This window comes from Fluviispira multicolorata, assembly GCF_009208585.1.
Classification (GTDB): domain Bacteria; phylum Bdellovibrionota_B; class Oligoflexia; order Silvanigrellales; family Silvanigrellaceae; genus Silvanigrella; species Silvanigrella multicolorata.
This window is the reverse complement of record NZ_WFLN01000007.1, coordinates 316,691-333,538: the sequence shown is the minus strand read 5'-3', so window position 1 is coordinate 333,538 and position 16,848 is coordinate 316,691. Positions and strand designations below refer to the sequence as shown.

Here is a 16,848-nt window from a genome sequence, read left to right as displayed (position 1 = left end):
AGAGAAATAGGCTGTAAAGGTATGGAAAATATACAAATTCACGAGCGTATAGGTCTAACAGGTGCTTCAAGTTTTTTAACTACTTTGGTCTTAAAACGACTGGCTGAATTATCAACAGTTAAAGAAGTTCATATTTTTGATATTCATTCTCCTTCAGTTGCATCTAGCAAATTTATTTTCCATCGAGTGGATTTAACGAAAGACGAGGCCAGCGCTGAAATAGCTTCTACTCTTTTAGAAAATAATGTAACAGCTTTTATTCATGGTTCTCTTTTCTCAGGCCCAACGCGACGAAAAAGTTATCATCACGAAGTCGAATCCATTGGAACTTTTCATATTTTAAATGCTATTGCCGAAGCACAAATAAAAAAATTAATTGTCCATAGCGCAACATTTGTTTATGGCGCACATCCTAAAAATCCGAATTTTATTCATGAAAATTATGAATTAAAATTTCAAGGTCCTTCCTTTGTAAAAACACGTGTTGATGTCGAAAAACAATTGGAAGATTTTATTTTAAACTATCCAGAGTGCGCAGTGACAATTCTAAGATTCGCCCCTATTTTAGGACCTAACTCAACAAATATTCGTGCTCGTTACTTTATGTCTGGAATTGTACCAAAAGTACTAGGCTACGATCCACTGGTTCAATTTATTCATGAAGATGATGCTGTTAGAGCACAAATTATTGCCCTTACCAATAACATTAAAGGAGTTTTTAATATTGTTGGTCGGGGTATTCTACCATTAAGTACAGGTGTTCATATGTCTGGAAAAATACCTGTGCCATTCTTTTCTGCTCTGTGTAAAACATTCTTTTCTGCGGGTTATGCCACAAGAATATGGGAATTACCTTCAGAAATTGTACCCTTTTTTCAATTTCTATGTGTTGCTGATGGGAAAAAAGCTGAAACTGAATTGGGATTTACTGCTAAATATTCCAGTCGACAAGCGCTTAAATCCATGATTGAAGCCAACCGATTAAGACAAATTGGTTTTTCTGTTCCTTCGTCAACTCTCGGTGAAGATGAGGCGTATGCAACTTCACAAGGTTTTCAAAGAATATATTAATAAGGTAACTTAATTATGAGCACTAGTACAGCACACAAAGAAAAAAATAAACACCTTTCAGCAAATGATTCCTTACAAAATTTTTCTAATCAAGTATTTAATATAAGAAGAATGCTCATTGAACAATTCAGTCGCATAGAAAAAGATTTACAAAATAAATTTACTGACAATCAAGAAAAGTTTGCTACCAAAGAAGAACTTCAAAGCGTAATTGGCAAAATGCAAGAATTTCGCCAAGAAATTGAAAAAACTTTTACAACAAGTGAAAGCAATCCACTTGAGCCTGCTGCTGACGAATTTTTTACCGGATTAAATCCTTTTAATCTGCGCAGAAAATATCACGAATTTTCATTAAGGTTACGAAGTGAAGAAGTTGACCCTTTTGGTTATGATCCTATTTTTGACAAATTTGTCAGCCCTCTCTTAAATTTCTTTTATATTAAATATTGGCGAGTTGAGACGTATGGAATATCAAATATTCCTTCTGAAGGCCCTGCATTGCTAGTGGGTAACCATTCAGGAGGCCTCCCTTACGATGCAACTATGTTAAAAATGGCAATACAAAGAGAACATCATATGCATAGAGATCTTCGCTTTATGGTTGAAGATTTCTTATTTCATTTTCCTTTTTTAGGTTCTCTTATGAATCGTTTTGGGGGAGTGCGTGCAAGTCAAGACAATGCTCAACAACTTCTCGAAAACAATCATCCAGTCATAGTATTTCCAGAAGGAGTCAAAGGACTAGGGAAATTATATCGAGATAAATATCATCTTGCTCGTTTTGGTCGTGGTGGGTTCATCCGTCTTTGTTTGCGAACACGTTCCCCACTGATTCCTGTTGCTTTTATTGGGCCCGAAGAAATTCACCCAATGATTGCCAAAGAAACTTCTATTTCTAGAATACTAGGGCTTCCTTATACACCTATCACTTGGACTTTTCCGTGGCTTGGTCCTCTGGGCGCTCTGCCATTACCAAGTAAATGGAGCATTCACATACTTCCTCCCATCGATTTTACAAATTTTGGACCTGGGGCTGAAAAAGATAGAGTCTTAGTTTATAAAATGAGTAGAATGGTTAAGGAACAAATTCAAGATACGATCGTAGATAAACTTAAAAATAGACGCAGCATCTGGTTTGGTTAAGGGGAAATAATGGCACCAATAATTCGGGTTATTTACAATCAAAAAGGTGGAGTTGGCAAGACAACTTTAGCAGTAAATCTAGCCGCTTGTGCGGCAAGATCAGGAAAAAGAACTCTCTTAATCGATTCTGATCCACAAGGAAATGCAACTTCATATATTTTAGGTCAAGAAAAATATCCTGATAACACTCTTGCTGATTATTATGAAAGCTGTCTTCATTTAAATATTTTTAGACAATCTATTTTTGAATATATTACCTTGAATACAAAAATTCCTAATTTACACTTAGTTGCTTGTAACAGAGAACTCGAAGATTTACGCACAAAATTAGAAAATAAACATAAAATAATGAAATTGCGTGAAGGATTAAAAAACAATACTTACGACCATGTTTATTTAGATCCTCCACCTGCAAATGATTTCTTTAGTCTTGCTTGCCTTATTGCTGCCAATGAAATTATAATCCCAATTGACTGTGATGCTTTTAGCATCCGTGCTGCATCAGAAATTAAAAATACAATTGAAGAAGTTCGTCAAGATCATAATCCAAGTTTAAAAGTCTTAGGGATAGTAGTAAATCAATATCAAAAAGGCACAAAACATTCTTTAGGAATTATTCAAGAATTACAAAAAATTGGTTTCTCTATTTTAGAACCTTTTATTCCATCAAGTGTTAAAATTCGTGAGTCTCATTCAGAGATAAAACCCATTGTCATAGGTCATCCAGATCATGCTGTGAGCCAAGCAATCAATTCACTCTTTCATTCAATTGAAAGTATTTCACAAACTAAAATACCTGCAAATGAAAGTATTGAAAATAAAAAGAACCAAATTAAAGAAAAGAGCGACTCTCTTCATTTAGATTAAAACTATTTTTTACTTAAGTAACAAAGAACTTCATAATTCAGAGTTCCAGGAGAAGAGTCGAAAGGTTCAAAAAACTCAGGTTCAAAACCTGCTTTTTTAAAGTTTTTTAAATCTTTAAAAGTGGTATCAATAAAAGATGACAAATAAATAATTGTTTTTGGTGCGAGCTCAGTTATATGTTCAATTGTTTTTCCTTCACATCCCAATCGAGGAGGATTTAAAATAACAACATCGGCTTTTTGCAATCTTTTTTCTGCATTCAATTTTGCCAATACTTCATCAACTTTGCCTTCATAAAAGTCAACATTTTTAATTTCATTTATTTTTGCATTGCGAATAGCATCTTTTACTGAATGTGGAGAACAATCAATTCCAATAACTTCACGGGCAGAAGGTGCGGCTGTTATAGAGATTCCACCAGAACCAGCAAATAGATCGACTACTGTTTCTTTACCAGAAAGCTCCATTAATTCTTCAATACGAGCATAAATACGACTGGTTAATAATGGGTTCACAGGCATATAACTTGCAGCAGAAAATTTAAAAATAAAATTACCATATTTTTCTTCGAGAAGATCTTGTCCAACGATTAAAGTTAAATTTTCATTTTGTTTTTCTTCATCAGAATTTAAAGTACGTCCTGGTGCAACAACTTGCATATAAATTCCTTGAACGTTCATATATTTTTCTGCAATGTCACGCGCTAAAGGACGTAAAGTCGCAAGATCAGCTTTTGTAACTATAAAAGTAAGAAGTGTTTGTCTTGTATGCCGAGATGTTCGTAAAAGAACACTTTGTAAAAGCCCTGTTTTATTTCTTGGTGTGTAAACACTCACATTGTGGAGTCGAATACCCGTGCGCAGCCAGCCCATAACATCGTTCAGAGTATTGGACTGGATAGGACAACGGCCTATATCGACGACTTCATTTAAGGATTGTCTGTAAAAACCAAGATCAATCCAACGCTTATTCCCTTCTTTTTGAAAAGAGCGCCCCCCTAAACTGAGTCTTTCAGAAACAACGAGCTTGACTGTATGACGGTAACCCAAACGATCTTCGGACTCAACGCAGTCCTTAACTAAGACTGAAGAAAAGTCAGATCCTGCTTTTTGGACACGCAATTTAAGATCTGCAGTCTTTTGTATTAATTGGTTTTTGTATGAAATATCAAGAGATGGGCATGAACCACATTTTTCGAGAACTCGACATTGATCTTCGTGCATAACACGTTCAGATACCCCTGATTTTGTCGTTATCAATCTTACAAAATTTTCGGGGCTTCTGTCTTTTTCACGATTTGGACGAACATCACGACTATCTCGCTCAGGATACTGGTCTCTATCCCGCCTATAGGTTTTATCGGAAAAGCCTCCTCTTTTATCCGGTCTAGAGGAAGAGGAAGACGAACGGCTGCTAAAACCCACTTTACTAAAATCTTTCATAAAGAAAATATCACCAATATTAAAGTTTTCAAAAAACAAACAAATATACTCAATATTTACATACTATATATGTATTACATAACAAATAATCAAAAAAATTTAACTCTTTTTAAAACTCTAATTTCACATTAGTTGATTGCTGATTGAGCAGATTCAGGAATGCTTTTCACATTTGCTTCTGCTTTTAAAATAGCATTCCAAGCTTCAGCCAAGAGTCTATCCGCTTGAATTTCATTTTCAGAAAGCGCAGGCGGGGTCAAGTTTTTTTGTTCTAATACCCACTTAGATAAGGCAACAACCCCTTCTTGATAAGTTGTGACCTTACTGTCAGAGAGTTCCCTCATTTGACGCATCAAACGGTACATTTTCCTACCAGTTATTGCACGATCATACCACCTTAAAAAGGAATTTGGATCGAGAGATTTTCCATCAAGGGTTCTAGCGGTTTCTTGCCATTTTTGCAGCTCAAACTCAGTCACTTTTAACTTTTCTAGATGAGCAGAGAGTTTTAGTGAGTTCTGCCTTAAATTCTTTTCCAGATCAGCAGTTTTTTGTCTATTTTTTGAGAATTCTTCTTTTAATGAGTTCATTTCAATAAGTTTATTTTCAAACTCTTGGAGTGGTACCTTATTTTTATTTATATTATGAGATGCTTTAAGCTCAAGATCCATAGATCTCATTTGCTCTATAAGCTTTGAGTTTTCTTCGGTTAATATATATAGTTTATTCATAGTTGCTTCAGAGTGCCCTTTAATTTCTTTTTCTTTGAGGCGCAGTTCTTCTTTAAATTTTTTATTATCATCCTTTAATTTTGATACTTCTTTTCTTAAATCAAGTAATTCTGAAGAGTGAACAGAAGTCACTTCTGAAACTTGAGGCTTTGTTTGGATCAATTTTTTTTCACTTATTGGAGAGTATTGTGGACTCTTTACTGCGAATTCTCTAGCTTCTAGTACAATAAGCTTATTATTTAATTCAATAACTTTCGTAGATATTTTTTGTTTCGATAAAACAAGCCATGCACATAATAAAAGCACAATGCCAGAAAATACGAGCGAGACAATTGCAAATATATCCATAACTGTTTCCAAGAGTTGAGTAGAAACACAGCTCTGAAAACCAATCAAAGAGCCGTTAGTTTCTATAAATCAAAAAGTCTTTAAGCCGAATGTTCACAAGAGTGCGGCTCAGCCAAAAAAGATCCATCAATTGCTCTACTGTGTCGCGAGCAGGATCACATTGGCTACAAGCAATTTGTAACAAATGCGACGGCATAAGCAAGAAAAGAGCTAGAGTGTTCGCAAAATTTGTATTTTTTCCTTGCGGAAGTTCTGACTTTAATGTCTCAGAACTCAATAACACCAAAGCAAACTCACGCGCTAATAAAAACCGGAGTGCGGTTCCAAATCGCTCTCCTTTTTGCCAAGAAATTAAACACTTTCCATTTTCATAGCGAGATTGAACAATCTCCTTTTGATCTTCTTGAGCTTTTAATTCTACATCAGGTAACACTTGTGACAACTCGGGCAAGAGTACAGGAACGGCCTTAATATTAGCAAGTTCTATTATTCGATTTGCTTCTTGCATGAGCGTATTTCGTTCATCAGCACTGTTTAAAAATTCTCCATAACCTTGATATTCAAATAAAGCATCATATAAAACATTTTTTCCCAGTGATATATCAATTAAATTTCTAGGATCAACCTCGAGAGCATTAGCAAGTTGATTGATATTTTGAATTGATTTAATATTTTTTCGGCCATATTTCCAGTGAGTACAATCAGCAGGGTCGAAGCCAAGGAGAGCGCCAACATCTTGGTCTGTTACTTTTTCGGGCGTACTTTTTCTTAATGTAAGTACTTCTTTACAAAATCTGAATAACTCTGCGCTATGCGGAAAACGATTATTTTCGACATTTATCATTGCACGTGTCCTTTTTGAAAAAAACAAAATTTAAGAGTTGAATGAAGAAACCTTCATGAATTGTAACACGAAAATAGGACTTTCCTAATTAATCATAGAAATTGTATGGAGTTATATACCTACCACAGAATTGACACCAAACGCTTTTAAATTAAGCATTTTTTGATAGCGTTAAAAAAGAGAACCTATTCCTATTGCATATAGAAAGAAGTGGAGAAGGCTATGGGCTATCGGATAATGACCAACGTAACCTCAATTACGAACCAGAGACATATGCGCAACACACGCAAAATGCTCGATCAGAGTTTGGAAAGATTAGCGTCGGGCTTTCGAATTAACAAAGCTGCAGATGACGCAGCCGGCCTTGCCATAAGTGAAAAATTACGCTCAAAAATAAGAGGCTTACAACAAGCACAACGAAATGCAAATGATGGAATTAGCCTTATTCAAACCGCTGAAGGTGGTATGAATGAAGTTCAAAACATGCTCATTCGCATGCGTGAGCTTGGTGTACAAGCTGCTTCCGATACGATTGGCCCTAAAGAACGAGTCTACCTTGATATTGAATACCAAGCCCTTAAAGATGAAATTGATAGAATAGCCTATGCAACTGAATTTAATGGAACTCAGCTGCTTGATGGAACAGGAGGAATTCTTGAAATTCAAATTAATACAGGTGGTGACAATATTTTAGGTGTAGATCGTCTTGAATATAATTCCTTTAAGGCAGACGTAAAAACCAATAGACTTGGAGTTTCAGAATTATCTCTTGATACTAAAAAAGGAGCTCAACATTCACTCACTGCTATAGAAACTGCAATAGATTATGTAAGTGCAATACGAGCAGATTTGGGAGCTCTCCAAAACAGACTCGGATCGACAATTAACAGTATAGGAACCACTGTCGAAAATTTAAGTGCCGCGAACAGCCGCATTAAAGATGTTGATATTGCAGAAGAAAGCTCCGAATTAACAAGAAATTCAATATTACTTCAATCTGGTACCAGTGTCCTTCAGCAAGCAAACCAAACATCACGAATGGCTCTCACACTCCTTGAAGGAAGATAAGGTAACATATGTCAGATAAACTTCAACTCTCTCATGAAAATTTTGTATCAATTGCCAAAGATCTTATAAAAATCACAGATACAATATTAAAAAACGTTGTAAGCAAAACCGAAAAAGCTGCTCTTGAAATTGGCAATAAAATGGAAACCGTGTCCAGTCTTTCTTCAGATCAAGCACAAACTGTAAAAGGTTTAATAACGAGCATGTATCAAGAAGGCACTCAAGAGCAAAAAGAAGTTGAAAAAATGGCTGTCGAAGCAAACTCAATTGCAGATAAAATATTTGAAAGCGCATCTGCTGGAGATTTAGATGCCGCTAAAAGACTGGGCGAAAGCGATCGATATAAAGAAATTGGCGCAAAGACAAGTGGACTTTCAAAGCAACTCGAAAAACTTTCAGAATCCGATAAAGAGCTTGCAAATATGATTGCACCTGTAATTATGGCTCTCCAATTTCAAGACAGTGTAAGACAAAGTTTAGAAAATATTACAAAGTGCTTTGAAGAGTTCACAAATTGCTCAAATTCTATTTCACAGCAGAAATTATCAGATGATATAGCTCAATCTTTTTGGGGTGTATTAGAAAATAAATTCACAACAACAGATGAGAGAAATATTGTTCGAAAAACTGTTTATGGAGAAAATGCAAAACTTATAGAAGACACGAAACAAGACGACCCCTTTCTTTTTTAACTTTTCATAATTACAAGATTGATTTTATTTTTAACGCTTGATAAATTAAACTCCTACCTATCTTATTTATTATCATTTTATCAAAAGGTATGAGTTATTTATGAAAAAAGAACCTAGAAAACTCGTTATAAAAACAAAAATAATCTTATTTTTAATCCTATTTATTTCTAATAAAGCAATCTCAGCTAGTAGTTTCCCTATTGAAGAATCCTTCCAAATTTTTCATCCCGAATACTCTGAACAAGGAATGGTTGCAAGCCAAGAAAAAACAGCTTCTGAAATCGGAGCAAAAATATTAAAACAAGGAGGCAATGCTGTAGATGCTGCGGTTGCCGTTGGTTACGCCCTCGCCGTCACCTTACCAAAGGCTGGAAATATTGGTGGAGGAGGCTTTATGCTCGTTTGGTTAAACAAAGAAAAGAAATCTATTGTTATTAATTATAGAGAAAAAGCACCGTTTGCCGCAACTAAAGATATGTTTTTAGATAAAAAAGGACGTGTTAATGTAGATGAAATCACAACAAGCTATAATGGAGCCGGTGTGCCAGGAACAGTTTATGGTTTAAACCTCGCTCTCAAAAAATATGGCACTCTTCCTTTAAAAAAAGTAATGGAGCCAGCAATAAATTTAGCTCGTAATGGCATTACAGTCACTCATGCATTATCCATTTCTCTAACAGAAAGTATGAAACATTTACAAAAAAATGAAGAATCTACACGTATATTTTTTAAGAAAAATAAAGAGCCCTATAATCCAGGTGAGACTTTATATCAAAAAGATCTTGCAAACACATTAGAAGAGATCGCAAATAAAGGAACTGATGCTTTTTATAGAGGCAGTATCGCTAAAAAAATAGTGGAAGATGTTAAAACACATAAAGGCATTATGACTTTAAAAGATCTTCAAGATTATAAAGCAATTGAAATGTCTCCCATCGAAGGAACATACAATGGCTTTACAGTTTTATCAGTGCCCCCACCAAGCTCTGGTGGTGTTACTTTAATAGAGATATTAAATATCTTAGAAAATTATGATTTTAAAAAAATTCCTTTCCGCAGCGCAGAATATTTTCATATTTTAAGTGAAGCTATGAATTTTGCTTATTATGATAGAAATAATTCTTTAGGTGATCCTGATTTTGTAAAAAATCCCATTGAAAAATTAATTTCTAAAAAATATGCAAAAGAAATATTTCAAAAAATTGATTTAAAAAACCATATTCCTTCTGAAATTGTCCAAAAAGAAGGCATTCGTCGGGAAAGCAATCAAGATGGCAATACAACTCACTACTCTGTCGTTGATAAGTTTGGCAATATGGTTTCTAATACTTATACACTCAATTATTATTATGGAAATGGGAAAACCGCAAAAGGAACAGGCATACTTTTGAATAATGAAATGGATGATTTCACTGCAAAAGTTGGAGCTGCAAATTCATTTGGCCTGGTACAAGGAGCTAAGAATTCAATCGAACCGCAAAAACGTCCGCTCAGTTCTATGACTCCCACAATCTTATTAAACTCTAAGAAAGAAGCCATTCTTGCCACAGGAGCACCAGGTGGCAGCAGAATTATCACGCAGTCCCTTCTCATGATCACAGGCTTCATAGATTATCAAAAAAATATTGCATCTTTAGCTTCTTATCCTCGCTTTCACAGGCAACTCTGGCCCGATAAATTTTATTATGAAGATGGAATTGCATATGAAACCTTAGAGGTTTTAAAAAAGATGGGGCATGATATAGAAAGAGTCAATCCATATGGTTCACTACAAACTGTGCAAAAAAACATAGAAAATCGTTTTTTAGGAAGCAGCGACCCACGTTCTGAAGGAGATGCTGCAGTCGGAGTTTGGTAAGCTAAATAAAGGTGAGTTATGCATATCGTAGTTAAAAATATACTTTCTAAGTGCACACTCCTTACTTTATTTTTTTTCTTGAATTCTTGTCAGTCAACTCAAAATGCAATAAAAACCATTCCCGATGCTGATTTCAGTATTCCTAATAAAAGAGAATTTCAATTAAATGCAAATGTTTCTCCTTGCCGCAATTTTTATGATTATGTTTGCTCAAAAGAAATCGAAAAATTTTATCTACCCGAAAGTCGTAGTCACTATATTTTTAGTTTTGATGATTCTCATGAAAAAATTAAATATCAAAGATATACATATATAACATATCTAAATAAATTAAAAGACATGTCTGAACGCCAAAACATGATAAAAACATTTTATGACTCTTGTCTTAACATAAATTCACGAAAAAAAGAAGAACTAGCATATTTAGATCTGTATTTTAAAAAAATAAAATCTTTAAATCGCAATCAGATATTAGAAAAATTTGCAACGGACTCCCTTGAAGGAGTTCATGGATTAATAACTCTTTATCAAGATAGCAATCCTAGAAATCCATACAAAAGAGATCTTGCTCTAAGTTACGATATTAGTTTACACATAAAAGAATTTTATGATAATCCGCAACTCATGTCAGATTACGAAAAAGTCATTGAAAATTTCTTTGAAAAATTTCAATTAATAAACACTAAAATGTTAGCAAGTTATATTATAAAATTCGAAAAAAACATTGCTCAATCTTTCCCTACTCAAGCTGAAATAAGAGAGCTCGAAACCAAGGATAATACTATAGAAAGAAAAGTAATAATTCAAAAATATCCAAATTTATACTTAAATTTAATATTAAAAAATATTCCCAAACAAGTTACAATTAGCAATATGCTTCTTAAAACATTTAAAGCTTTAGACTTAGAACTCAAAAAAGCTTCACAAGATGAACTGCATGCCCTTACTCTTTGGACTAACTTATCAGATAATATTATCAAATATTCTTATCCAGATTATTATAAAACGTCAGAAGCCTTTAAAAGCAAATACTTTGGCTCTGCTCCCGTTGAAGAAGCAATTACGAACCAATGTATAAGTATCACTTCAGAAACTTTAGAAAGAAGTTTAGATTTTGAAATTGTAGAGAAATATTATAAAAATTTTCCAACAGAACGCGTTAAAAAACTTATTTATAAAATAAAAAATACAACCTACGAAAGAATTTCTCATAATAAATGGCTTTCTCAGAAAGCTAAGAAAAAAGCTCTTACAAAAATAAATAAAATGACTTTTCAAGTTTTAAAACCTGATAACATAAAAGATTGGAATTTAGAAAATATAGCTCATTTAAAGTCTGATAAATTTATAGAAAATTCAGAGTTAATAAAAAAAAATAAATTTAAGAAATTGCTATCTGAAATATCAACTCAACGTAATAAAAATGAGTGGGGCATGTCACCACTTGAAATAAATGCTTATTATGAACCAACATCCAATCAATTTGTTATGCCACTTGGCATATTGCACCCTCCTTTTTTTGATCCTGAAAAATCTGACATAGCGAATTTGGGTGCATTTGGTATGCTTGTTGCCCATGAAATAGGACACTCCGTTGATGATCAAGGCTCTCGTTATGATGAAAATGGAGTACTTGCACCGTGGATGAATGAAAAAGATTTAAAATTATTTAAAGAAAAAACCCAGAAAATAAAAAATCTATTTAATTTAAATGGAATTGACGGTGAATTAACACTTGGAGAAAATATCGCTGATTTTGTCGGCGTCACCAATTCATTTAAAACTGCATTTCCAAATCCAAAAACTTCACGTATTTCTGAGCAAAAAGATTTTTACATACAGTATGCACGCAATTGGTGTTGGGTAGCAACTCCAAAAATAAGAGAGTTTCTCCTAAAAGGAGATTATCATTCTCCAAATGAAGCGCGTGTCAACCTACAAATGAAACTATCTAAAGATTTTGAAAAAACATTTTCTTGCACAACAGGCGACCCCATGACTCTTGATGACAATGATCGTATTATTCTCTGGTAATAATTAACTATAATTTTTATTTCACTTTTTTTTGATTTTCTTTGTAACTTCAATTACACTCCTCAAAATTTGTTTATCTTTTCAAATTTAAATTTAAAGGATTAAATATGGATAATTTAAAAATATCCCATGACATTCCTCTTATTAATAAGATATCCTTAGCTTTAATATCATTAAATGATCATGAATTCAACGGCTTTATTCCAATTAAATGGCCTATTTCTAAAATTTTTATAAAAGATCCTGATTTCTATCAAATAAACGACGAAGAAAAAATTAAGCTACAATCCCTGCATGATCAATTTGATTTGCTAGAGTGTGAATTTAATCAAATACTTTTAATTTACAATCAAAATAATAATTTTAATAAACAAAATGAGACAAATGTCTTAATCGACAAATTTAGTAATAAAATTGATGATATAAAAACTTTCTTATTTGATGTTATATCTATTGACAAAAAAATTGAACCTAATCTTTTTCTACGTTGGATTTTACTTATTTTTGGAGCTCAAGCTCTTTCCGAACATAATAATAAAGATAATATTGATAGAAACTATTTTCAAGATCATCTCACAATTCAAAATATATGGTTACAATCATATAATTATCTTTGCCAAGCAATAGATTATATTTATAATAAAAGAACTCAATATATAATTATAAAAACAAATTTTCAAGTAAAAAATATTCACCAAATTGAAGATCAATTCAATCACTCAATTTTAATGAATTTTAGTGCAGAAGAACATTCTAAGCACACAGACAGATCCGGAATTTTTTGTAATTATTTAAAACAAAATATTGCAATAGATTACCTAGAATCATTAGATATCATTAAACTTATAAATATATTGGAAATTTTAAAGCCAACTTACTTTTACGATGAAAATAAAATTCTTGCTAAAAATAATTTAAGTTCTTATTCATGGTGGAATAGTTTTAAATTAAGCAAACAAATTAACACAACACTTCTAAATAGTTTAAATATTATTAATAGCTCAGAGACATATTTAAAATATAATATTATATCAAATAATTCTATTGAAATTCAAGACGAATCTATGTCACAAAATTCAATTCCTGACTATTTTGAAAAGCTTGCTAATCTAAGTCAGCTTTTTCCAATTCCAAACCAATCTTGTATTAATGAAAAATCACATTTATTAAATAAATGGTTTAAAGATACGAATTATATAAAAAATTGGGAAAAAACAATCATTTCATTTAAAAATAAAATTAATGCCATAATTTTACCAGAAACTGAAGAAAAAATAAATGCTGCTCTTTTAGATACAGAAAATTATTTTAACAATTTTTTAATTGAAAGTACGAATGAACAAGAAATCGATAGCGAAGCCTGGGAAACAAGAAAAAACTTGATGATAAATGAATTATTTTTAAAAGCAAATGTAGTCCAAGAATTAATTTATTGCTCTTCAAGTAAATCTCTTTTATCTTTCGCATACTTTGAAAGATATTTTATTCTTCATCTCTCCGTATTAGCTACTGCAATGAGTTTTGTAGATAAAAAAATAGTCTATTCACATTTACAATATTTCATACAAAATACGAATTCATATATAACATTACTCCGAACAGCATTTCTTGAAAGAAGTCAAAATCTTTTAAATATAAAATCCAATCTAAATTGGAATGAAAAATTTTATATTGTAAATAGACAGACAGAATTTGATTTAACTGAAATTGAAACTGTAACAAAAAAAACAAAGTTATATTTACATGCTTTAATACAGAAAAATTATCTTGAGTGTAAAAGATGCTATATTGATTATTCAGCTCTTGTTTACTATAAAATTGCTCGTCTACAATCTTTACTAAACTCTTTTCCCGAATTTAGCAATGAAGATATTCTCAGTTCTTATAGTAGAAGCGAAAGACTTGCTCGTTTGCTTATGGAATCAGCTTTTACAAATTTACAAAATCATAAAATAATTGAAAATGATAATGCAATAGAATTTTTAATAGATGAATTAGCTAAAATTGATTTATCTTTTGAAAGCCTACCAAAAAATGATTATTATAAAAACTATTTACCAGATGAAAATACAATTTCATTTAATTAATTTCTATTAATTTTTCTATGAAAGAGTTATTTGCTCTTCTGAAAATTTATTCTTATGCAATAAATTTTCTTTACCGTCATTTGTAAAACCATGAATTATTGAATTTAATTGATTGACAAAGCCATGTAAAGAATGAGCTTGTTGAGTGAGTTCTGATGCTATCGAAGCAACTTTTTCAGAACCAGCTGCATTTTGCTGAGTTGAACTGTCTATTTCATTCATAGCTTTACTTATTTGAACAATTCCATTCGCTTGCTCATGCGAAGCGGATGAAATTTGAGAGTTTAGTTCAGATACTTTTTTGATTGAGATAACAATATTATTTAATACTTCAGTAGTTGAATCGGCAATCTCTTCGCCTTTTTTTATTTTATCAACGCTGTCTTTAATTAAGTTAGAAATATCTTTTGCAGCAGAAGCACTTTTTTGCGCTAAATTACGCACAGCTTCAGCCACAACCGCAAAACCTCTGCCTTGTTCACCAGCTCGAGCAGCTTCAACAGCTGCATTTAAAGCAAGTAAGTTGGTTTGAAACGCAATGCTATCAATTACAGCTGTAATTTCTTCTATTTTTTTGGAACTTTCAGAAATATCTGCCATTGATCTTGCTAATTTCTGTGTTTCAATTTCTCCTGCTTCAGCAGTTTTATAACTTGATAAAGAAAGTTTCGCGGCCTGCTGTGCATTTTCGGCATTGAGTTTAACCATACTCGAAAGTTCCTCAACAGAAGCAACAGTTTCTTCAAGAGCGGCGGCAGCCTCAGTTGTTCCCGAAGATACTTGCTGACTGACAGAAGATAAATATGCGCTGGCCTGAGAAACATCTTTACCAGATTGAGAAATTTGATCTGATAATTGAACGAGTATTTTTACGAGTCTTTTTGAAATAATATAGCTTAAACATATTGAAAATAATGTGCCTGAAATACCTGCAATTATTACGTACCACGTCGTTTTTTCAGAATCCCAAAGTGCCTTAGACACAATTTGAGTATTTATTTCAGCCGATGTGATTTCCATTTCTTCAAAAGTTGCAATGAGCGGTTTTACGTTTGGATAATATTCTGTGAGCATTGTCTTTCTTGCATCTTCATATTTTTCTTGCTCTACAAAAGCCAAAACTTTTTCAATAACACTTTCATTTTTTTTCCAAACTTCATTTATTTCATTCATTTTTACTTTATTTTTTTCAGATGTATTATGTTTATTAAAGCTTTCTGATAAATTATAAAAATCTTTATTAGAAGTTTTTACTTCTTTTATTTTTCTTTCTCTTTCTTCTTTATTTTCTTGATTTGCATTTGCTATCCAAAGAAGACGAGCAGTATTTGTAATATTAAATCGTAATTCAGTTATGATATTAACAGTTTTTATGCGCTGATGAGCAATATAATTTAGATTATCATTTTGTGTTTTAATTCCTTGCCAGCCTAATATACTCATTATAACTATAAAAAAAATAGGAATAATGACCAATACTGCAAGCTGACCACTCAAACTTTTGATTTTAGATTGAGAATTTGCCATTTTATTTCCCTTTAAGAGAGCCATGCCTGATTCGATCTTATAGTATTTTATTTAGTTGAGATTTAAAAAGAATTTTCGTCAAATTTTTTATCAATAAAAGTTAAATAATCCTCTATTTTAGCACATACATGAGCGGGACCTAAACCAAAACGAATATAGGGTACATTATCTTTTACTAAGTACTTAGGACGTACAAAAGTCATCTCTTCTGCTGATAAAAGTATTTTCTGTAAGCTCTTTACCCTAACAAGCTGCACAAGTATAAAGGGAGCATCACTCTTAAAAGGCTTAATATTTTTATATTTTTTTTCTAACAGCGCTTGTGCAAACTGTATCATTTCACTTCGATTACTTTGATACCAGTTAATGTGATTTAATACTGTTTGGCAAATATGAATTGCCTGCGGTTGCAGCCCTAAGTTGAGCTTGAAGGCTTTTGGCAACAAACCGACTGCAAAACCCACTCTAAGCCCAGGGAGGCCAAAGTACTTTGAAAAACTACCGACAAAAAGTGAGTTTTCATGATTCATTAAACAAAAGTAGGTTTGCTCAAAAAAAGGGGCATAAACCATATCTAAAATAAAAAAATGTTCTGGATAAGTTTTCAGCAAAGAATAAAGTTCATTTTGCGAAATACTGTGGCCTGTGGGATTATTTGGTGAGGTTAAAAGAATAACGCTCGGCTCGCATTTATTTAAATGATTTTTTAATCCCGCTATATTTAGTATGAAACTATTTCCACTCATTTGAGTTGGGATTTTATGAACTTGATAACCTAAACCTTCTGCAATATGAATATAATTTGTCCAAGAGAAATCATCAACCACAATAGTCTTATACTTTAATTTTAACCAAGAAAGCGCTTTTATAAGCGCATCTTCAGCACCGTGAGCTAAAGTAATATTTTCTGCTTCTATTTTTAATAACAGAGCTAAAGAATTTAGCATTTGAGTATGACCATCATTAGAAGCATAGCGTGAATAATTTTGACTGTTACATAAATGAAATGAAGCTAAAACCTGAGGGTGATGTTCAAAATAATATTCATTTCGATCGAGCGCAAGAACCTCTATGGACAATTTAATTTCCTCAATCATAAAATAAATGACTTCTCCTAGCCAAAAACTTAGGCTTGA

At 32.5% G+C, this 16,848-nt stretch carries 13 protein-coding genes; 8 read left to right on the top strand and 5 right to left on the bottom strand.

What is annotated here, in order from left to right:
- Window positions 1-21: 21 nt before the first annotated feature.
- Genes GCL57_RS10485 through GCL57_RS10475 form a run of 3 tightly spaced genes read left to right on the top strand, consistent with a single transcriptional unit; the run spans window position 22 to window position 3,081 of the window.
- The gene (locus tag GCL57_RS10485) at window positions 22-1,071 is read left to right on the top strand and encodes an NAD-dependent epimerase/dehydratase family protein (RefSeq protein ID WP_152213296.1); all 1,050 of its coding nucleotides are present in this window, start codon (window positions 22-24) and stop codon (window positions 1,069-1,071) included.
- 15 nt (window positions 1,072-1,086) lie between these two features.
- Window positions 1,087-2,214 (top strand): lysophospholipid acyltransferase family protein, encoded by a 1,128-nt coding sequence (locus tag GCL57_RS10480; protein WP_152213295.1) that lies wholly within the window; start codon window positions 1,087-1,089, stop codon window positions 2,212-2,214.
- 9 nt (window positions 2,215-2,223) lie between these two features.
- Window positions 2,224-3,081 carry a ParA family protein gene (locus GCL57_RS10475; protein WP_152213294.1) on the top strand — a complete coding sequence of 286 codons (858 nt, stop codon included), beginning with the start codon at window positions 2,224-2,226 and terminating at the stop codon, window positions 3,079-3,081.
- 2 nt (window positions 3,082-3,083) lie between these two features.
- Here the strand turns inward: GCL57_RS10475 and rlmD are convergent, their stop codons facing one another.
- From rlmD to GCL57_RS10460, 3 genes are all read right to left on the bottom strand, one after another.
- The gene (rlmD, locus tag GCL57_RS10470) at window positions 3,084-4,523 is read right to left on the bottom strand and encodes a 23S rRNA (uracil(1939)-C(5))-methyltransferase RlmD (protein WP_152213293.1); all 1,440 of its coding nucleotides are present in this window, start codon (window positions 4,521-4,523) and stop codon (window positions 3,084-3,086) included.
- Window positions 4,524-4,651: 128 nt separating this feature from the next.
- Window positions 4,652-5,602, bottom strand: a complete 951-nt coding sequence (locus GCL57_RS10465) for a hypothetical protein (protein ID WP_152213292.1) — start codon at window positions 5,600-5,602, stop codon at window positions 4,652-4,654.
- Window positions 5,603-5,657: 55 nt separating this feature from the next.
- Window positions 5,658-6,446, bottom strand: coding sequence for an ImmA/IrrE family metallo-endopeptidase (locus GCL57_RS10460; protein WP_152213291.1), 789 nt, complete (start codon window positions 6,444-6,446; stop codon window positions 5,658-5,660).
- A gap of 222 nt (window positions 6,447-6,668) precedes the next feature.
- Between GCL57_RS10460 and GCL57_RS10455 the strand changes: the two genes are divergently transcribed.
- The 5 genes from GCL57_RS10455 (at window position 6,669) to GCL57_RS10435 (ending at window position 14,185) form a co-directional block, all read left to right on the top strand.
- The gene (locus GCL57_RS10455) at window positions 6,669-7,514 is read left to right on the top strand and encodes a flagellin N-terminal helical domain-containing protein (RefSeq protein ID WP_152213290.1); all 846 of its coding nucleotides are present in this window, start codon (window positions 6,669-6,671) and stop codon (window positions 7,512-7,514) included.
- Window positions 7,515-7,522: 8 nt separating this feature from the next.
- On the top strand, window positions 7,523-8,206 hold the full coding sequence (locus GCL57_RS10450; protein ID WP_152213289.1) for a hypothetical protein: 684 nt from the start codon (window positions 7,523-7,525) through the stop codon (window positions 8,204-8,206).
- A 100-nt stretch (window positions 8,207-8,306) separates the two neighbouring features.
- A complete protein-coding gene (gene ggt / locus GCL57_RS10445; protein WP_152213288.1) occupies window positions 8,307-10,064 on the top strand; it encodes a gamma-glutamyltransferase in 1,758 nt (585 codons plus the stop codon).
- 18 nt (window positions 10,065-10,082) lie between these two features.
- Entirely contained in the window at window positions 10,083-12,098 is a 2,016-nt protein-coding gene (locus tag GCL57_RS10440) for a M13 family metallopeptidase (protein ID WP_152213287.1), read from the top strand.
- 107 nt (window positions 12,099-12,205) lie between these two features.
- Window positions 12,206-14,185: a hypothetical protein gene (locus GCL57_RS10435; RefSeq protein ID WP_152213286.1), complete on the top strand. Its 1,980-nt coding sequence runs from the start codon at window positions 12,206-12,208 to the stop codon at window positions 14,183-14,185.
- 15 nt (window positions 14,186-14,200) lie between these two features.
- Here the strand turns inward: GCL57_RS10435 and GCL57_RS10430 are convergent, their stop codons facing one another.
- Entirely contained in the window at window positions 14,201-15,712 is a 1,512-nt protein-coding gene (locus GCL57_RS10430; protein ID WP_246164845.1) for a methyl-accepting chemotaxis protein, read from the bottom strand.
- A gap of 62 nt (window positions 15,713-15,774) precedes the next feature.
- On the bottom strand, window positions 15,775-16,809 hold the full coding sequence (locus GCL57_RS10425) for a pyridoxal phosphate-dependent aminotransferase (protein ID WP_152213284.1): 1,035 nt from the start codon (window positions 16,807-16,809) through the stop codon (window positions 15,775-15,777).
- Window positions 16,810-16,848: the final 39 nt, after the last annotated feature.

Bases quoted from the DNA above. Each gene is read 5' to 3' on its own strand.
- GCL57_RS10460 (WP_152213291.1), bottom strand. From the start codon at position 6,446: ATGATAAATGTCGAAAATAATCGTTTTCCGCATAGCGCAGAGTTATTC.
- ggt (WP_152213288.1), top strand. From the start codon at position 8,307: ATGAAAAAAGAACCTAGAAAACTCGTTATAAAAACAAAAATAATCTTA.
- GCL57_RS10430 (WP_246164845.1), bottom strand. From the start codon at position 15,712: ATGGCAAATTCTCAATCTAAAATCAAAAGTTTGAGTGGTCAGCTTGCA.
- GCL57_RS10455 (WP_152213290.1), top strand. From the start codon at position 6,669: ATGGGCTATCGGATAATGACCAACGTAACCTCAATTACGAACCAGAGA.
- GCL57_RS10425 (WP_152213284.1), bottom strand. From the start codon at position 16,809: ATGATTGAGGAAATTAAATTGTCCATAGAGGTTCTTGCGCTCGATCGA.
- GCL57_RS10440 (WP_152213287.1), top strand. From the start codon at position 10,083: ATGCATATCGTAGTTAAAAATATACTTTCTAAGTGCACACTCCTTACT.
- GCL57_RS10475 (WP_152213294.1), top strand. From the start codon at position 2,224: ATGGCACCAATAATTCGGGTTATTTACAATCAAAAAGGTGGAGTTGGC.
- GCL57_RS10435 (WP_152213286.1), top strand. From the start codon at position 12,206: ATGGATAATTTAAAAATATCCCATGACATTCCTCTTATTAATAAGATA.
- GCL57_RS10465 (WP_152213292.1), bottom strand. From the start codon at position 5,602: ATGGATATATTTGCAATTGTCTCGCTCGTATTTTCTGGCATTGTGCTT.
- GCL57_RS10485 (WP_152213296.1), top strand. From the start codon at position 22: ATGGAAAATATACAAATTCACGAGCGTATAGGTCTAACAGGTGCTTCA.
- GCL57_RS10480 (WP_152213295.1), top strand. From the start codon at position 1,087: ATGAGCACTAGTACAGCACACAAAGAAAAAAATAAACACCTTTCAGCA.
- rlmD (WP_152213293.1), bottom strand. From the start codon at position 4,523: ATGAAAGATTTTAGTAAAGTGGGTTTTAGCAGCCGTTCGTCTTCCTCT.
- GCL57_RS10450 (WP_152213289.1), top strand. From the start codon at position 7,523: ATGTCAGATAAACTTCAACTCTCTCATGAAAATTTTGTATCAATTGCC.